A 15,537-nucleotide genomic window follows, 5' to 3' on the forward strand; every position below is an offset into this window, starting at 1 on the left:
GGTGTTAAATGGAACGTGAATGCATATTGAGAACCGCTTGTTGTTCGGATTTTATGAAATTGGCTTTACGGAAGTTTAAAATTTGGTCCCAGGTGGTCACAATGTCCTGTTCTTCGTTTTCAAGGTTATATTTGTCGAGAATTGTTTGTGAGGCTTTGATTTGTTTTTCAAGAAAAAGGATAGGATCCTGTTCGTAAAGTGCCAGTACTTCTTCAATTTTGCGAACAAAATCAATGATGTCTCCATCGGAGACAGGATAGCAGAAGTCGGGATTAAAATATTCTTCACCGGCCCGTCCTGTATACCCGATAACGATACAGCCACAAGCCATAGCTTCGGCAGGAGGAAGGCCAAACCCTTCGATATGGTTAAAACTCAGGAAAATATGGCTTTCCCTCAGAATCTGAGCCACTTCCTGTTCTGTTTTATTATCAATACTTACCAGTAACCAGTCCTGCAAACTATTTCGATATTTTAGAATATTGAAAATCTGTATAATGTCCTCTTTCATTTTACGAGGCATAAAAGCAATCTGTTTCTTTTTCCGGGGTTGATAATAAAACGTGTTTTGATCAATACCTATTCGTATCCGATAGAGTTTTATATTGGGAATGGCAAAGGATAGATAGTTTTTTGAATCTTCGGATACGACTATCGTCGCCAGGATATTTTGATCCGCATACTGCCTTTCGGTCGGGAGTTTTTCGAGTGTGTTATAGAAAAAAGAATAATAGCAGTTCTGATTGAAAACCACCTTTTGGATATCTTTTTTAATTTTTAAAAAACTCATAGTAAACACTTCGGGGAAAACAAATATGGCGTTCGTGTCGAGTTTAGAAGGCAAAAGACTTTGTATAACTAAAGTAATTTTGTAGAAAATTCTTTTCAGAAATGATACTTCCCCCATTCGGATACTTTGTTTGATCAACGAAAAGAAAGAAGCGCTATATTCTATCCCGGTTGTATTCTCAAACCACTTATGTCGGAAACCTCTTTTTCTATGAAGGATAGCCGCGTTAAAGCCATTTTTGTTTAAGATATCAACCTGTCGGTAGAGTTGTTTGATGCCTCCGATGGGCGCTTTGGTGTCGGGGCAAATAAAATAAATTTTTTGTTGCATCATAATGAAATATCTTTATAGTTGTTATGGAATGAACCCAATTTTCGAGTGTGTATTTTTGTCGAATGGCGATGGGGATTTCGGTATACGGCGTGGTGAAAAAAGAATCCGGAACGGAGAGAGTGGTATTGGTCCAGATAAAAATGTTATTCGGATTGTAGAAGTCGTAGGTTTTGATATGCGGATTGGTAGTGATTAATTTTTTCTTTAAGCCCATGGCTTCAAACGGACGAAAAGATAAGCCGGATTGATTGCGGTGGTGGATATCAAGGATAATCTGTGTATTGCCGCTATGAGCTACAATCTCAGGGAATGGAATAATTTTATCCAGAAAGGAAATTTTTTGGGAAGTATGTTTTTTACGAATGTTTTTGTCTTTGGAAAATAATAAAGCCTTTGCATTTTTTCCCTGATGGTTTAATTGCTGTATAATTTGTTTTATTTGGGTAAAACGATAGTCATAGGTACCGAGAAAAAGGACATCGTATTGGGGTTTTGACGAATGATTTTCGGTAAAATAGAAATTGGGGGTAAAGTGTAAACCATATTGAGTACAGTCGTTTTGATCAAAACTATAATGGATATCAAAATAAGGCATGGTCTCTTTCTGACCTTTTATTTTGGAAAAACTATCCCAATAATGCGCAATGGAAAAGGTTGCTTTTTGGGCAATAAGCGCTAATAATTCAGTAGAGAGCATATCGGGGCGGTTCACATAAACGATATCGTAAGTGGGATATTGATTTATTTTTTGGAGGATAACTTTTTGAGAATGGATTTTTTTGATATTCGTATGAAAACACAGCTTTAAAAAGAAATTCAAACACCGTTCGCCAAGATTTTTATAGTGATACGAATATCCGTTGGATAAAACCATGACCACAGAATGATCGGTAAAATCCTGAAATCCTTTTAGGATGACTTTATAGAAGTCATAATGATCCGGAGCAATATATAACATCTTTTTCTTCATGGGCATGAATTTTAGTGGTTATTATTATGCTTTAGCAGGTACAATAAAAGTCTGGCCGGAGTGGAGAATATCCTTTTCCGGAATCGTTTTAAGATCTATTTTTATTGCTTTAATTAGGACAATACGAGCCATAGCCGAATTATAAACGCAGCGTTTAATCGATTAATAGTCGATTGTCCAATTGTTTGGGGCGGGTTTAGAATGTTATTTCAGGTAATTCTTTTTTGATAACCGCAGGAACACCGGCAGCCATACAATTGTCCGGTAAATCTTTTATAACGAAAGCACCTGCAGCAATGACAACATTTTTTTCGATTGTAATTTTGGGAAGTATTGTCGCATTGGTTCCGATGTTACGATACGCACCGATTTTACAATTACCAGAAATATTTACACCTGGTGAAATTTCCGAAAATTCTCCAATATGACAATCGGAACCGATGGTACAATCATGGTCTGTAAACGTTCTTTTCTGGACAATACCGGGCTTTTTTAGCGATTTAAAATACGATATCGGGACGTATTTTTTTGATGACAGCAGGAACACCGGCAGCCATACAATTATCCGGCAGGTCTTTGGTGACCACAGCTCCGGCTGCAACAATAACATTTTTACCAATCATAACCTTAGGAAGTATTGTGGCATTAGTACCAATAGTAGTATAAGATCCTATTTTACAATGTCCTGTAATGTTTACTCCCGGGGATATTTCGGTAAACTCTTGGATATGGCTATCGTGGCTAATGCTGCAATTTAGATTGATCAGTACCCCTTTTTCAATCGTAATGCCATTGGTAATAATGGTTCCTGTCATGATATTACATCCCGAAGCGATCTGATTTCCAAAAGTGCCTATAGCAGTATGCGGGCAAATGGTAGAAGTGAAATCGCCTCCAATAGCTATAAATTTATCATAGAGAAGTCTTCGCAATACCGGATTACCTATGGCAATCGTAAAACGGTTATCGGTTTTCTGAAGATAAGCCTGTGCCTCGGTCAGATTGGTCAGTATCGGGAAGAGATCGTATACTTTGTCCGGGATATCCGTACTAACGTCATCATAAAAGACCAGATTTTCGGTCTGATTGTTCCGGTGAAGTACTTCCAGAATCTCTTTGGCAAATCCTTTGGCTCCAACTACTAACATGCGTTCTGATTGATTATAGTGACAATTTGTTGTAATTCTTCTTCGGTTAGACCAACATACAAAGGTAAGGAGAGTATCCGTTTGGCAACCGATTCTGAAACCGGCATGGACTGATCCGGTTGGTTTACATATTCGATTGTATTTAACGAAGGGTAAAAATACCTTCTTGGGATAATATTGTTATCGTTTAAAGCTTTTTGAACTTTTAAAAGTATTGCTTCCGAAGGTACGATAATTGGATAATAGCTGTAATTCCAGGTGGTTTCCGGTCGGATGATCATGGTTTCTAACTGATTAAAATCCAAATGGAGGTTATAAAAATCAACTATTTTTTTTCGTTCAGATAAAATGGTTTCCATATGTGGTAAAACAGCCAGTCCCATAGCCGCCTGAAGTTCGGATATCTTCGCATTAATTCCCAGTCCGTGAAATTCCAGCGGACCGTTATGTCCGAAGTTATGACTATAGAATAGTTTATGAAACAGCGTTCTGTCTTTACAAAACAGTGCACCACCTTCGCCGGTATGGAAAAGTTTGGTCGCATGAAAACTACAGGTACTCACATCGCCATAATTAAACAGCGATTCACCTTTATAAGTTACACCAAAAGCATGGGCGGCGTCATAGATCACCTTTAGGCCATATTTTTGCGCAAGGGCTTCAATCGCTTCGACTTCACAAGGGTTACCAAAGACATGCGTAGCCAGAATAGCGGTAGTTTTCGGTGTTATCGCCGCTTCGATTTTGGTTTCATCAATAGTGAGGTATTCCGGATGAATGTCTACAAAAACAGGTGTGCAGTTTTCCCATATAATAGAAGACGTCGTCGCTACATATGAAAACGGAGTGGTAATGATTTCCCCTTGTTTGCCTAGAATTTTAAGAGCAATCTGTAGTGGTACAGTTCCGTTATTGGTGATGATCATGGAATTGCTTTTCAGATAATCGGTTAATTTCTGTTCCAATTCCAGTACCAGTTCTCCCCGGTTAGTAAGCCATTTGTTTTCCCATATTCGTTCAAGTTGCTTTTCGTATTCTTTTAAATCCGGAAAAAAGGTTTTGGTTACTGTTATCATTAATATGGGTTTGTAAATTTTATTTGTATTGATAAACGAACTTAATGGTTACATTTGTGCAGTAAAAATATAAAAAGTTAAGCAATCTGAACGTACCCAAACGGAATAAGATATCAATCAGATCCGGATTGGCCGGATCGTAACAGAATTATAGATGAAGCATTACAGAAGTCAGGAAGAAATACTGGCCGATTGGAGCGGACAGGATATTCACAAGCCCTTAGTCAGTATTTTATGTGATACCTTTAAGCATGAAGCGTATTTAAGCGATGCGTTGGAAGGATTTTTAAGTCAGAAAACAAATTTTCCGTTTGAAATTATTGTCCATGAAGATGCTTCTCCAGATGGTACACCAGCGTTATTGAAAGAATTTGAAAGCCGCTATCCGTTACTAATCAAACCAATTTATCAAAAGGAAAACCAATTTTCCAAAATAGGAACCCGTGGTATATGGGGAGAGACAACTTTTCCGCGAGCCAGAGGGAAATACATTGCACTTTGTGAGGGAGATGATTATTGGATAGATCCGTACAAATTACAAAAACAGGTTGATTTTCTGGAAACCAATCCGGATTATGTAATCACCTGGACCAATTATTGGAATAAAAAAGGTGAAGAGTTATGGTCTAATGATTTTACAGAAACGCTACCGCCAATTCATACGATCGATTTCGACAATCTTTTTGTTCCTTATTGTACACTTACTTTAACCAGTTTATTTCGCAGGTCGGCTGTAAATCCGCAAGACTTTACAAACTTTCAATATGTAAAAGACAACACCTTATACGGATTGGTTTTATGCCATGGTAAAGGCGCTTTTCTGAACTTTCAGGGCGGAGTATACCGTTGGCATATGGGCGGAATTTATTCGTTAAAACCAGCTTTTTTTCAACGATATTCGTCCTATCTGAACGTAAAAGAAATTTACGACCGACTGCCTCAGGCGCAAACATCGAATATGCAAAAAGTAATCCAGTCGCTGCTAAAAGATTCGGCTTTTGAAGCGTTGAAATTGTACAGGGATAAGGAAGCTTATGCCAAGGAACCCCAACAGGCGGTACAGCTATTCTTAAAACAGGCCTCGTTTGGAATGCGCATGAAATTCTGGCGACGCCATATCAAAATGAACTATTTCGGTATAAAATACAACTAAAAAGAGGAACCTGAGTTCCTCTTTTTTTATAGTTTTGATTGGTAGTATAAAATATTACGTTCTGAAAATCGTAAGCTACCACGCTTTAGAATTTAAAATATTGATTTAAGCGTAATCAAAATACGGTCAAACCAGCGTACCTTACGAAATATCGGCTTGCCTTCATTTCGAAGGTATTGTAACAGTGGTTTGTTAAACTCTTTCGATTTACGAACCGTACGGACTACAATCTGGTTCATCTGTTTTTCGAGTATTTTTTGATCAAAAATACGGGATTCGCGGTTTTTGGCGATTAATTGCTGAGATGCATCAATAGTCGCGATGACTTCCTGAGCCGATAATCCCCGTTTAAAATTAAACGCATTCAGATAACCCTCAATATTGGTATTTTCAGGAGTAATACCAAAATCACGTTGTAATTGCGCTAACCGGAGGTTTCGGAGCGCGCGGTTTACATTATGAATTTTGGTCTGACTGATATTCGTATCATGCCATCGGTAATCAAGAAGCGATTCCGATATATTAGCCATTTGGGTATGAGCACTCATCCGATCCCACAATTCATAGTCTTCGATCGGCACAAAATCGTCATCAAAGCGAAAATCGTTTAAAACAGCCTTACGAAGCATGATCGTAGGATTCCCAACCGGATCATAAAAAAGAAAAGCTGTTCGGATCGCAAGATGCTCTGTCGGAAGAGCTATTAATTTTCGTTTGCCATCCATTTTAAAAAGGGTGTAAAACGTTCCGCAGACACCTACTTCCGGATTTTCTTTTAGAAATTGGAGCTGTTTGGCGAAACGATCGGGCATAGCGATGTCATCGGCATCCATCAAGGCGATAAATTCCCCTTTTGCCGTTTCAAAACCTTCATTTCGCAACCGCGCCGGTCCTATATTTTCTATTTTGTCGACAAACACGATACGGGAATCGGCAGCCGCATTTTTTTCGATAATGGCTTTACTGTTATCCGTCGATTTATCGTTGAGAATTATCAACTCATAATCAGTAAAAGACTGGTTCAGGATACTGTTAATTGTTTCCTGAAGGTATTTTTCAGCATTATATACCGGTATAATTACAGATAAAATAGGTTGACTCATAAATAATCGATTAACAGAAGTTAGTTATGATTTTGGATAATTGTCGTATAATACTCTAAGGTTTCGGTCATCATTTTTTCGATGCTGAAATGATCTACAACGGTTTTTCGCGCCTTTTGGGAAAGGGTTTCAGCCAAAGTAGTATCGGTCAGTAAATCGGATATATGGGTTACAAAATCAGCATCGGTGTCACAGATATAGCCATTTTCGCCCGATGTGATCAATTCTTTAAAAGAATCCAGATTCGAAGCCACAACAGGTTTGGCCAGTGCCATCGCCTCTAAAAGTGCCAGACCCAAAGTTTCTCCTTTGGACGGAAAAATTCCCACATGCGCACTATTGAGCAAACGAATGATATTTTCTTTAGACTGATAACCGTGGAAGATAACCTTATCGGTCAAATCCTGCGCCTGAATTTCCTTATCTAAAACCGCTTTATAAGGTGTTTCCCGACCGACAAACTGCAGGGTCGCCTGCGGGAATTTCGCTGCTAAACGGGCGAATACACGGAAAGCAGTATCGGCTCCTTTCTCAAGGGAAACATTTCCGAGATAGAAAATGGAAAATGGAATTATAGACGGATTTGGATCCGGTTGGAATTCCTGAATATTAATCCCGTTATAAATCAGTTTGAATCTGGAAACACCAAATAATTCCCGATTAATCTGCTCGGAAAAACGAGATATGGCGATCACATTTCTAGCTTTTTTAAACGCTTCGCGCTCGCAATGTTTACGGCCGGCTTCTACTTTGTAGCCAAAATATTTTTCCAAAACGGAAAAGGAACCATGACAGCGCACGACATACGGGAATTTTTTACCTAAAAACAAACTTAAGCCTTCAAAATCATGACATTCGATAATATCGACAGCCAGATTGTTCTTCTCAATATAGGCAAAAAGCCGCCGACTGATATCGCGTTTTTCTTTTTCGTGAATTTTAAAATGATAGGGCATTAAAAACGAAAACTTCTGCGTAATGGATCGAATCAGATCGTACACAAAATTGCGTTTAAAAAGGTTTTTGGTATAATGAACGCGAACCCCTTCGTCATCAAAATCGATATTGGTTTTGTTTACACCAAAAACAGTTACCTGATGGCCTCTTTTTACCAGTTCTTTGGCCAGTAGTGTATTAAAGATTCCGGTTCCGCCACAAGGAGGAAGCTTGTCATTTTTGTATTCTCTCGTTAAAATAAGAATATTCATAGGCTATTTTTTCAAGTCAAAGATCGTAGTAACCCAATTGTCTAATGTATATTGATTGTAAATTTCTTCCGGAACGGGTTCATAATCCGTCGTTAGAAATTCGGTAGCAATTACAGGGTTTTCGCGATCAATGATCAGGATGTTATTCGGATTATAAAACGGGTAATTCACCACGGTTTTATTATCGGTGATCAGTTTTTTCTGCATTCCCATAGCCTCAAACACCCGGAAACTCAAACCGGTCTGGTTGTTTTGTACAATATCCAGAATAATTTCGGCTTCCGAATAGAGTTTTAGCAATTGTTTTAAACGGATTTTCTTTGATTGAAATAATAACTGCCCGTTGGTTTTGGCGCCGGTTTCGGCTTTGAAATTGTATTTGAATTTTTTGTATTCAATATTCCGGCTCACAAAAATAAAATGAAAAGGCACTTTCAATTGTTCCAACTGATAGGCAATTTTATTGTATATCGGAAAGCGTTTGTCAAACGAAGAGATCGTTGTAACTTTATATTTCGGTTTTTCGGTTGGGATTTCCTGTTTGTCAAAGTAGATATAATTATTCATTTTGACAAAATTGTGCGCTTTGGCATCCTGTTCGTCAAAGGAAAAAACCTGATCAAAAAGTCCGGCATTTAAGAGATGGTCAACCGGACAGCGATCCAGGCTGTCATACAGATATGCAACATATTTTTTAGTATATTGTTTAATCTGTTGGTGGTATTTCAATTCGATAACATCGGGATTGATCACCAGAATAATATCGTGTTGACCGTTTTTTTGTAATTCGGAAATAATATGTTCCTGTTTCTTTTTGGTTTTCAGATTAATACCCAGGAAAATTTTGGAAAACACATTGACGATTCGCGATGCTAAATTGGCATGTTTATAACCTCCCAAATTGATATGATACGCATCGATATTCTTTTGCTGTAACAATTTGATGATATATTTGTCGTAGTGCCAGTTGTCGAAACTGATCAAACAAATCTTCTGCTTCATTTTTTAAATACGAATTAAAGGGAGTGTGTTATTACTATAACTGTTACAACTAGTTAAATATTTTGTTTTTGGTTCGCTTTTAATGATTTATACGTATGATATACGCTTAAAGCCTGTAAATACGATATGATAAAACCGTCTTTTCCGTCCAGTATTCCCAGGCGGATAAAGTAGGCTTTGATAAACTTAAAAATGGTTTTCAGGTATTGCGTAAAAACGCTGTATTTTTTGCCTTTAAGGAACAGTTCTTTTCCTTTTAAAACACCATAGCTAATCATTTTTTGTTTATAAATCGCATAATTGTCGTAGGAATAATGGAGTAACTTATTTTGAAGTATTCCAATAGTACCGTCGACTTTTAAGGTTTCATGAACCAGTTTTTCCGGGATATAATGCGCTTTATCTTTTTTAAACAATCGGAAATTTTTATCCGTTTGCGTACCGGAGAAATGGATCGCTCTTCCGGCAAAATAGAACTTCCTTAAAAAGTAATACGCATCTTTGGTTTCCGGTTTCTGAACTTCAGCGATAATTTCGGCGCGCAATGGCGGCGTAATGCGTTCGTCGGCGTCCAAAAATAGAACCCAGTTATAGCTGGCCAGTTCCAGCGCCAGATTTCGTTGCGTGGTAAAATCGACAAATTTATTTTGTACCACCTTAACGTTCGGATACGTCCTGGCAATGGGCACAGTGTTATCAGTGCTATACGAATCCACGATGATAATCTCATCTACAAAGTCCAGGCATTCGATGACCTCCCGGATATTTTTTTCTTCGTTATACGTGATTATCAGCCCGCTGATTTTAATTGAACCGGATTGCAATTTCATATGCGATTAGCTTCTTTTTACAATTACATAATTGCGGTATTCGAACAGTCGTTTACCGGTTAAATCTTCGATAAAAGCCAGGAATTTTCTTCTGAAATTCATTTTGCGCCCCATTTTGGTTGGATCGAAAGAGAATTTCCAGTTGCTACGATTCACCCTGTCCTGGAAAACCTGAGGATGGGTATCTTTAAACTTCAGTAAGCGTTCGGCATTACCGTAGTCAAATTCATAATCTTCATTATAGGTCCGGTCGATCCACTCGTCGTCACTACTGTAAAAACGACCGGTGTTTTTCACCTTGGTTTTTAAGCCACTTGGCGCTTTAACCCATCCGTAATGATAAATATAAGCCGGAATGTGTTTTACTTTCAGTTTGCGACCGTTAAAACGGAAACCCTGCGCATCTTTATACGACTCCATACCCGGAAGGTTACGGACAATACGGATTTCCCTACGGTACCATCTGCGGGAATGTGCATAAAAATCATACGATCCGTAAAAATGCATATAGTTAAATAGTAAGCCTTCGATGGTTGGATCATTTAGTGACGCTTCCATCTCTTTACGAATGGTTTCCAGATATTTTTCATGGACACATTCGTCTCCCTGAATATAAAAAGCCCAGTCTACATCCGGACTAATGGCTTTAAAAGCCTTGTCGGTTTCCAGTGCAAAAGTGCGGCCGCCTTCGCGTACGCTATCGTCCCAAACGGTCTCAATAATTTTGATTTTTGGGGAATCAATACTTTTAATAAGATCTAAAGTGGTGTCGGTTGAATTTCCATGAGCTACTATAAATTCATCACATATAGGTAATATTGACGTAATTGCTTCTACGATAGAGTAATCGTTTTGTACCGCATTGCGGATAAAGGTAAAACCGGCGACTTTCATGTAGGTTGGATTTTATTTGGTTTGTTATACTATCTTAAAATAAGAATGTTCGTTTATAATGATTTATATAAGGTCATAATCCTGTTTGCGATAGCATCGTCATTAAATTTCTGTACAAACATATAACCTTTTTCTGTTATCTCGTCTCTTAAATCGGGATCACGAAGTAATAATTCAATTTTTGACTGTATGTCGGCGCTATCGTTCGGATCGACATAAAGACTATCAGGTCCGCCGGCTTCCGGGAAAACACCGGAGTTGGTTGTGATAACCGGAGTTTTGGAATATAAGGCCTCAATAATCGGAATTCCGAAACCTTCAAACAACGACGGATAAATAAAAACAGTAGCCAATTGGTATACCATTGCCAGTTCGCGGCTGTTAAGTCCTTTTAAAAACAGAACTTTGTCGTCCATTTGATGTTCCTGGATATAATTTTTTACCGTTTGCGTATAAGCCGTTTCCCCTCCGATAATGACAAGCTTCGTATCGATATTCCGAATGGCTTTTACCGCCGCCAGTACGTTTTTACGGGTTTCAATCGTACCAACATTTAAAACAAACTGTTCCGGAAGCTTGTATTTTTCGATAACGGCTTTCTTTTCCTGATCGGTATAGGTTTCTTTAAATACCTGTTGGCATCCCTGGTAAATCACTTCGATTTTCGATTCCGGAATTTTCAGGTACTGTACAATATCTTTTTTGGTTTGTTCGCTAATCGCGATAACCGTATCGGCACTTTGAGCAGCCTTTTTAAATTTATAAAAATGAATTTTCCGGTCGAAGAACGAATAAAACTCCGGGTAACGCATAAAGATCAGATCGTGAATCGTTACGGTACTTTTAATTCCGGCTTTTTGTAATCCCGAAGGAAGTTCGCCCGAAAGGCCGTGGAATAATTGAACACCGTCTTTTTTCAGATCGGAAATGATGGTACGTTGGCGCCATATATTATAAAACTTCCGATTAAACCAGTTGGTCGGGCGTTTTTCGATGATCGTATCCGAATCCGAAGTAAAAAGTTGCTTCTTTGCCGGTTTCGGATTGTATAGCAAATAATTGTTTTCCGGATAAAAGCGATTCAGAATCCGAACCAGATCGCGGCTGTAATTACCCAGTCCGGTCTGATTGTGAAAAACGCGTTTTGCCTCATAACCAATCGTTAGGTTTCCGGGATTCCGATTTTCATTTCGGAGCAGTTGTTGCAGATACACATAACGCATATAGACGTGTTGTGACATGATTTTTGCCAAAGATACACCTTGTGATCCATTTAGGAATCCAAATTCGATTATATAATGTTTAAAAAAACGAAAGGCGGGTTTTATATAAAAATGAAAAGCGGTAGGTTTTGTATTTTTCTGATACAACTCCTGAGCCCGTAATTGCGAATATTGTAGCCGTTTACCTAGAAAATCGGCTTTATTTTTAAACGAATAATGATGAATAATTTCTTTTAAAATTCCGGTTTTACCGTTTACGATAAGTTGTTCGTGTACAAGTTTGTGCGAATAGCGACATTTGGATTTTCGGAACAGGCGTATCGCTCTGTCCTGATTTTGTCCGCCATAAAACATCGGTTTTTCGGCATAATAAAACGCGCGTTTTACCCAGAAAGCGACTTCCTCCGGATGGGAAGCCACGAGCTCCAGAAGTTCCCGGATACCATTTTCGGTAACCCTTTCGTCGGCATCAAAAAAGGTAACCCAGTCATTTGTAGCCAAATCGATGGCAAAATTCCGCTGACGGGAAAAATCGTCAAACGGGCGTTGTACGATTCGTACCTGCGGAAACTCGCTCCGGATAATATCCAGCGTGGCATCGCTACTGTACGAATCGACTACAATGATTTCGTCCGCGAAAGCCATATTCCGGAGATACGCCCGGATATTGTCTTCCTCGTTTCTGATGATGGCTAAAGCCGATATTTTTGGACTTTCGCTCATTAAATTAGATGGCAACGTCGTATTCTCTTAAAGCGTCGTTTAATGACGTTTTTAAATCGGTTGAAGGCTTGCGTTTTCCGATGATCAGCGCACATGGCACCTGGTATTCACCGGCTGCAAATTTTTTGGTATAACTACCTGGAATCACCACCGAACGCGCCGGAACAATACCTTTCATTTCGACTGGTGTATCGCCGGTTACATCGATGATTTTTGTAGAGGCGGTAAGACAAACATTGGCGCCTAGTACGGCTTCTTTTTCAACGCGAACACCTTCTACCACGATACATCTTGAGCCGATAAAAGCACCGTCTTCAATGATTACCGGAGCCGCCTGTAACGGTTCCAATACACCACCGATTCCAACACCACCACTTAGGTGTACGTGTTTTCCGATTTGCGCACAGCTGCCAACCGTTGCCCAGGTATCGACCATGGTTCCTTCGTCTACATAAGCACCAATATTGACATAGCTTGGCATTAAGATAACCCCGCTGGAAATATAGGCCCCGTGACGCGCCACAGCATTTGGAACCACGCGGATGCCTTTTTCGGCATACCCTCTTTTTAACGGCATTTTATCATGATATTCGAATATTCCAGCCTCAAGCGTTTCCATTTTCTGGATTGGGAAGTACATCACTACGGCCTTTTTTACCCATTCATTTACCTGCCATCCGTCGGTTGTTGGTGCTGCAACACGTAATTTTCCGGCATCCAGTAATTCGATCACTTCTCTAATGGCATTCGTCGTTTTTTCTTCTTGTAATAAGGCACGGTTTTCCCATGCTTGCTCTATTATTGGCTGTAAGGCATTCATATAAAAATCGATTTTTAGCAAATATAGCCCCATTTTTTTAAAACGAAATAGAAAATAGCAGAATTTGGGCAGGCTGATACCTTTCGAAACCCCATATATTTTTCTATTTTTGCAGCACAACACAACACACTTATGTACAAATCAATTATCAGACCAATACTGTTCCGTTTTGATCCGGAAAAAATCCATCATTTTACCTTTGGAAGCATTCGTTTTCTACACCAAATACCGGGTGTTCCGGCTTTGTTAAACGCTATTTACGAAGTGAAAGATCCACGACTGGAACGGGAAGTTTTTGGATTGCGTTTTAAAAATCCGGTAGGATTGGCCGCCGGATTAGATAAGGACGCCAAATTATACAAAGAACTGTCTAATTTAGGCTTTGGTTTTATCGAAATTGGTACTCTTACGCCCAAAGGTCAGGAAGGAAATCCTAAAAAGCGATTGTTCCGTTTAAAAGCCGATAGTGCGTTGATCAACCGTATGGGGTTTAATAACGGTGGCGTTATCGAAGCAGTGGAACGTCTGAAAAAAAATAAAGGCGTACTGATTGGTGGTAATATTGGGAAAAACAAACTGACACCCAATGAAGCCGCGACCCAGGATTATGAAATTTGCTTTGAGGCGTTATACGATTATGTCGATTATTTTGTCGTAAATGTAAGCTCGCCAAACACTCCTAATTTAAGAGCCTTACAGGATAAAGAACCGTTAACGGAGCTGTTGCAAACGTTACAAAATAGAAACCAGACGAAACCGAAACAAAAACCGATATTGTTAAAAATTGCCCCGGATCTGACCAATGAGCAATTGCTGGATATTATCGATATTGTACGCGATACGAAAATTGCCGGTGTGATTGCAACCAATACTACTATTTCGAGAGATGGACTGGTTTCCGAGAATAAAAAAGAAACCGGTGGACTTTCCGGAAAACCTTTAACCCAACGCTCGACCGAGGTCATCCGGTTCCTGTCGGAAAAAAGCAATAAAGCGTTTCCGATTATCGGAGTAGGAGGGATTCATTCGGCCGAAGACGCGATCGAAAAATTGGAAGCAGGCGCGAGTCTGATTCAATTATATACCGGATTTATTTACGAAGGACCGGGTCTGATTAAAGCTATCAATAAAAAAATACTGGCCGGAAAATAATACCATTTATTTTGACACTACAATTGGAATCTGTTAAACTTTTTCCTTTGGAACAAACCGCAATTTTATAATTGTTTGAAAATTATAGGATTGCGGTTTTATGTTGGTCAACCTATTTAAAATACAGCGATGGCACTATCAGTATATTTGAAAATTATGAACTTTAGCTTATCTTTGAAACATGATGGAACAAGTTAAAATCATAGAGTGTCCCCGCGATGCCATGCAAGGTATCAAGGCGTTTATTCCTACAGAAAAGAAAGTACAATATATTCAATCCTTATTGCGTGTAGGATTTGACACTATTGATTTTGGCAGTCTTGTTTCTGCAAAAGCCATTCCGCAAATGCAGGATACGCCGGAAGTATTGGCACAACTGGATTTGTCGCAAACCAAGAGTAAATTATTGGCTATCATTGCCAATACTATAGGGGCAGAAAATGCGTCCCGTTATGCTGAAATCAAATATCTGGGATTTCCGTTCTCAATATCGGAGAATTTTCAGATGCGGAACACGCATAAAACCATAGCGGAATCCCTTGTGACGTTACAGGAAATTCTGGACATTGCCAATGCTACTGATAAAGAAGTTGTGGCCTATTTGTCGATGGGCTTTGGAAACCCTTACGGCGACCCGTGGAGTGTGGAAATCGTAGGAGAGTGGACCGAAAAATTATCCAATATGGGCGTGAAAATCTTATCGCTTTCCGATACGGTAGGATCATCGACACCGGAAGTGATTTCCTATTTGTTTTCCAACCTGATTCCGAAATACCCGCATATCGAATTCGGAGCACATTTGCATACTACTCCCGATAAATGGTTTGAAAAAGTGGATGCCGCCTATAAAGCCGGTTGTCGTCGTTTTGACGGAGCTATTCAGGGATTTGGCGGTTGTCCGATGGCTAAAGACGACCTGACCGGAAATATGCCAACCGAAAAAATGCTATCCTATTTTACTTCACAAAAAGCCGAAACCGGATTAAGTCCGATGAGTTTTGAAAGTGCCTATAACGAAGCACTGAAAGTTTTCACGGTTTATCATTAATCAAAAATAAAACGTATTATTTATTGTCCGTTATGTGTCTATTCTTGAACATGCGTGATAAAGT

At 39.1% G+C, this 15,537-nt stretch carries 15 protein-coding genes; 3 read left to right on the forward strand and 12 right to left on the reverse strand.

Features of this window, described 5'->3' with window-relative positions:
- Positions 1-4 precede the first annotated feature (4 nt).
- The 5 genes from E6C50_RS07505 to E6C50_RS07525 all read right to left on the reverse strand — a co-directional run bounded on the left by E6C50_RS07505 (position 5) and on the right by E6C50_RS07525 (position 4,317).
- Complete coding sequence (locus tag E6C50_RS07505) at positions 5-1,123, reverse strand: glycosyltransferase family 4 protein (RefSeq protein WP_136402586.1); 1,119 nt, start codon at positions 1,121-1,123, stop codon at positions 5-7.
- Positions 1,041-2,093, reverse strand: coding sequence for a lipopolysaccharide core biosynthesis protein rfaS (locus E6C50_RS07510; RefSeq protein ID WP_136402587.1), 1,053 nt, complete (start codon positions 2,091-2,093; stop codon positions 1,041-1,043). Before E6C50_RS07510 ends, E6C50_RS07505 begins: the two co-directional genes overlap by 83 nt.
- Positions 2,094-2,289: 196 nt before the next feature.
- Positions 2,290-2,640 (reverse strand): LbetaH domain-containing protein, encoded by a 351-nt coding sequence (locus E6C50_RS07515; protein WP_230978971.1) that lies wholly within the window; start codon positions 2,638-2,640, stop codon positions 2,290-2,292.
- Positions 2,594-3,241, reverse strand: a complete 648-nt coding sequence (locus E6C50_RS07520; RefSeq protein WP_136402589.1) for an acetyltransferase — start codon at positions 3,239-3,241, stop codon at positions 2,594-2,596. The genes E6C50_RS07515 and E6C50_RS07520 overlap by 47 nt, the downstream gene beginning before the upstream one ends.
- Positions 3,235-4,317, reverse strand: a complete 1,083-nt coding sequence (locus E6C50_RS07525; RefSeq protein ID WP_136402590.1) for a DegT/DnrJ/EryC1/StrS family aminotransferase — start codon at positions 4,315-4,317, stop codon at positions 3,235-3,237. Before E6C50_RS07525 ends, E6C50_RS07520 begins: the two co-directional genes overlap by 7 nt.
- A 154-nt stretch (positions 4,318-4,471) precedes the next feature.
- Between E6C50_RS07525 and E6C50_RS07530 the strand changes: the two genes are divergently transcribed.
- Positions 4,472-5,470 (forward strand): glycosyltransferase family 2 protein, encoded by a 999-nt coding sequence (locus E6C50_RS07530; protein ID WP_136402591.1) that lies wholly within the window; start codon positions 4,472-4,474, stop codon positions 5,468-5,470.
- A 92-nt stretch (positions 5,471-5,562) separates the two neighbouring features.
- On the opposite strand, the gene E6C50_RS07535 is transcribed toward E6C50_RS07530, so the two are convergent.
- The 7 genes from E6C50_RS07535 to E6C50_RS07565 are packed head-to-tail and all read right to left on the reverse strand — an operon-like array spanning position 5,563 to position 13,273.
- Positions 5,563-6,573 carry a glycosyltransferase family 2 protein gene (locus E6C50_RS07535; RefSeq protein WP_136402592.1) on the reverse strand — a complete coding sequence of 337 codons (1,011 nt, stop codon included), beginning with the start codon at positions 6,571-6,573 and terminating at the stop codon, positions 5,563-5,565.
- 20 nt (positions 6,574-6,593) lie between these two features.
- Entirely contained in the window at positions 6,594-7,781 is a 1,188-nt protein-coding gene (locus E6C50_RS07540; RefSeq protein WP_136402593.1) for a glycosyltransferase family 4 protein, read from the reverse strand.
- Between the two features lie 3 nt (positions 7,782-7,784).
- Entirely contained in the window at positions 7,785-8,783 is a 999-nt protein-coding gene (locus E6C50_RS07545) for a hypothetical protein (protein ID WP_136402594.1), read from the reverse strand.
- Between the two features lie 53 nt (positions 8,784-8,836).
- Positions 8,837-9,613 carry a glycosyltransferase family 2 protein gene (locus E6C50_RS07550; protein ID WP_136402595.1) on the reverse strand — a complete coding sequence of 259 codons (777 nt, stop codon included), beginning with the start codon at positions 9,611-9,613 and terminating at the stop codon, positions 8,837-8,839.
- A 6-nt stretch (positions 9,614-9,619) separates the two neighbouring features.
- Positions 9,620-10,507: a glycosyltransferase family protein gene (locus E6C50_RS07555; RefSeq protein WP_136402596.1), complete on the reverse strand. Its 888-nt coding sequence runs from the start codon at positions 10,505-10,507 to the stop codon at positions 9,620-9,622.
- 53 nt (positions 10,508-10,560) lie between these two features.
- Positions 10,561-12,453, reverse strand: coding sequence for a glycosyltransferase (locus E6C50_RS18045; RefSeq protein WP_136402597.1), 1,893 nt, complete (start codon positions 12,451-12,453; stop codon positions 10,561-10,563).
- Between the two features lie 4 nt (positions 12,454-12,457).
- Complete coding sequence (locus E6C50_RS07565) at positions 12,458-13,273, reverse strand: 2,3,4,5-tetrahydropyridine-2,6-dicarboxylate N-succinyltransferase (RefSeq protein WP_136402598.1); 816 nt, start codon at positions 13,271-13,273, stop codon at positions 12,458-12,460.
- A gap of 132 nt (positions 13,274-13,405) precedes the next feature.
- Here E6C50_RS07565 and E6C50_RS07570 point away from each other — a divergent pair, with 132 nt between their 5' ends.
- A complete protein-coding gene (locus E6C50_RS07570; protein ID WP_136402599.1) occupies positions 13,406-14,425 on the forward strand; it encodes a quinone-dependent dihydroorotate dehydrogenase in 1,020 nt (339 codons plus the stop codon).
- Positions 14,426-14,606: 181 nt separating this feature from the next.
- Positions 14,607-15,473: a hydroxymethylglutaryl-CoA lyase gene (locus E6C50_RS07575; protein WP_136402600.1), complete on the forward strand. Its 867-nt coding sequence runs from the start codon at positions 14,607-14,609 to the stop codon at positions 15,471-15,473.
- Positions 15,474-15,537 lie beyond the last annotated feature (64 nt).

The organism is Flavobacterium supellecticarium, from assembly GCF_004801375.1.
GTDB classification, from domain to species: Bacteria; Bacteroidota; Bacteroidia; order Flavobacteriales; family Flavobacteriaceae; genus Flavobacterium; species Flavobacterium supellecticarium.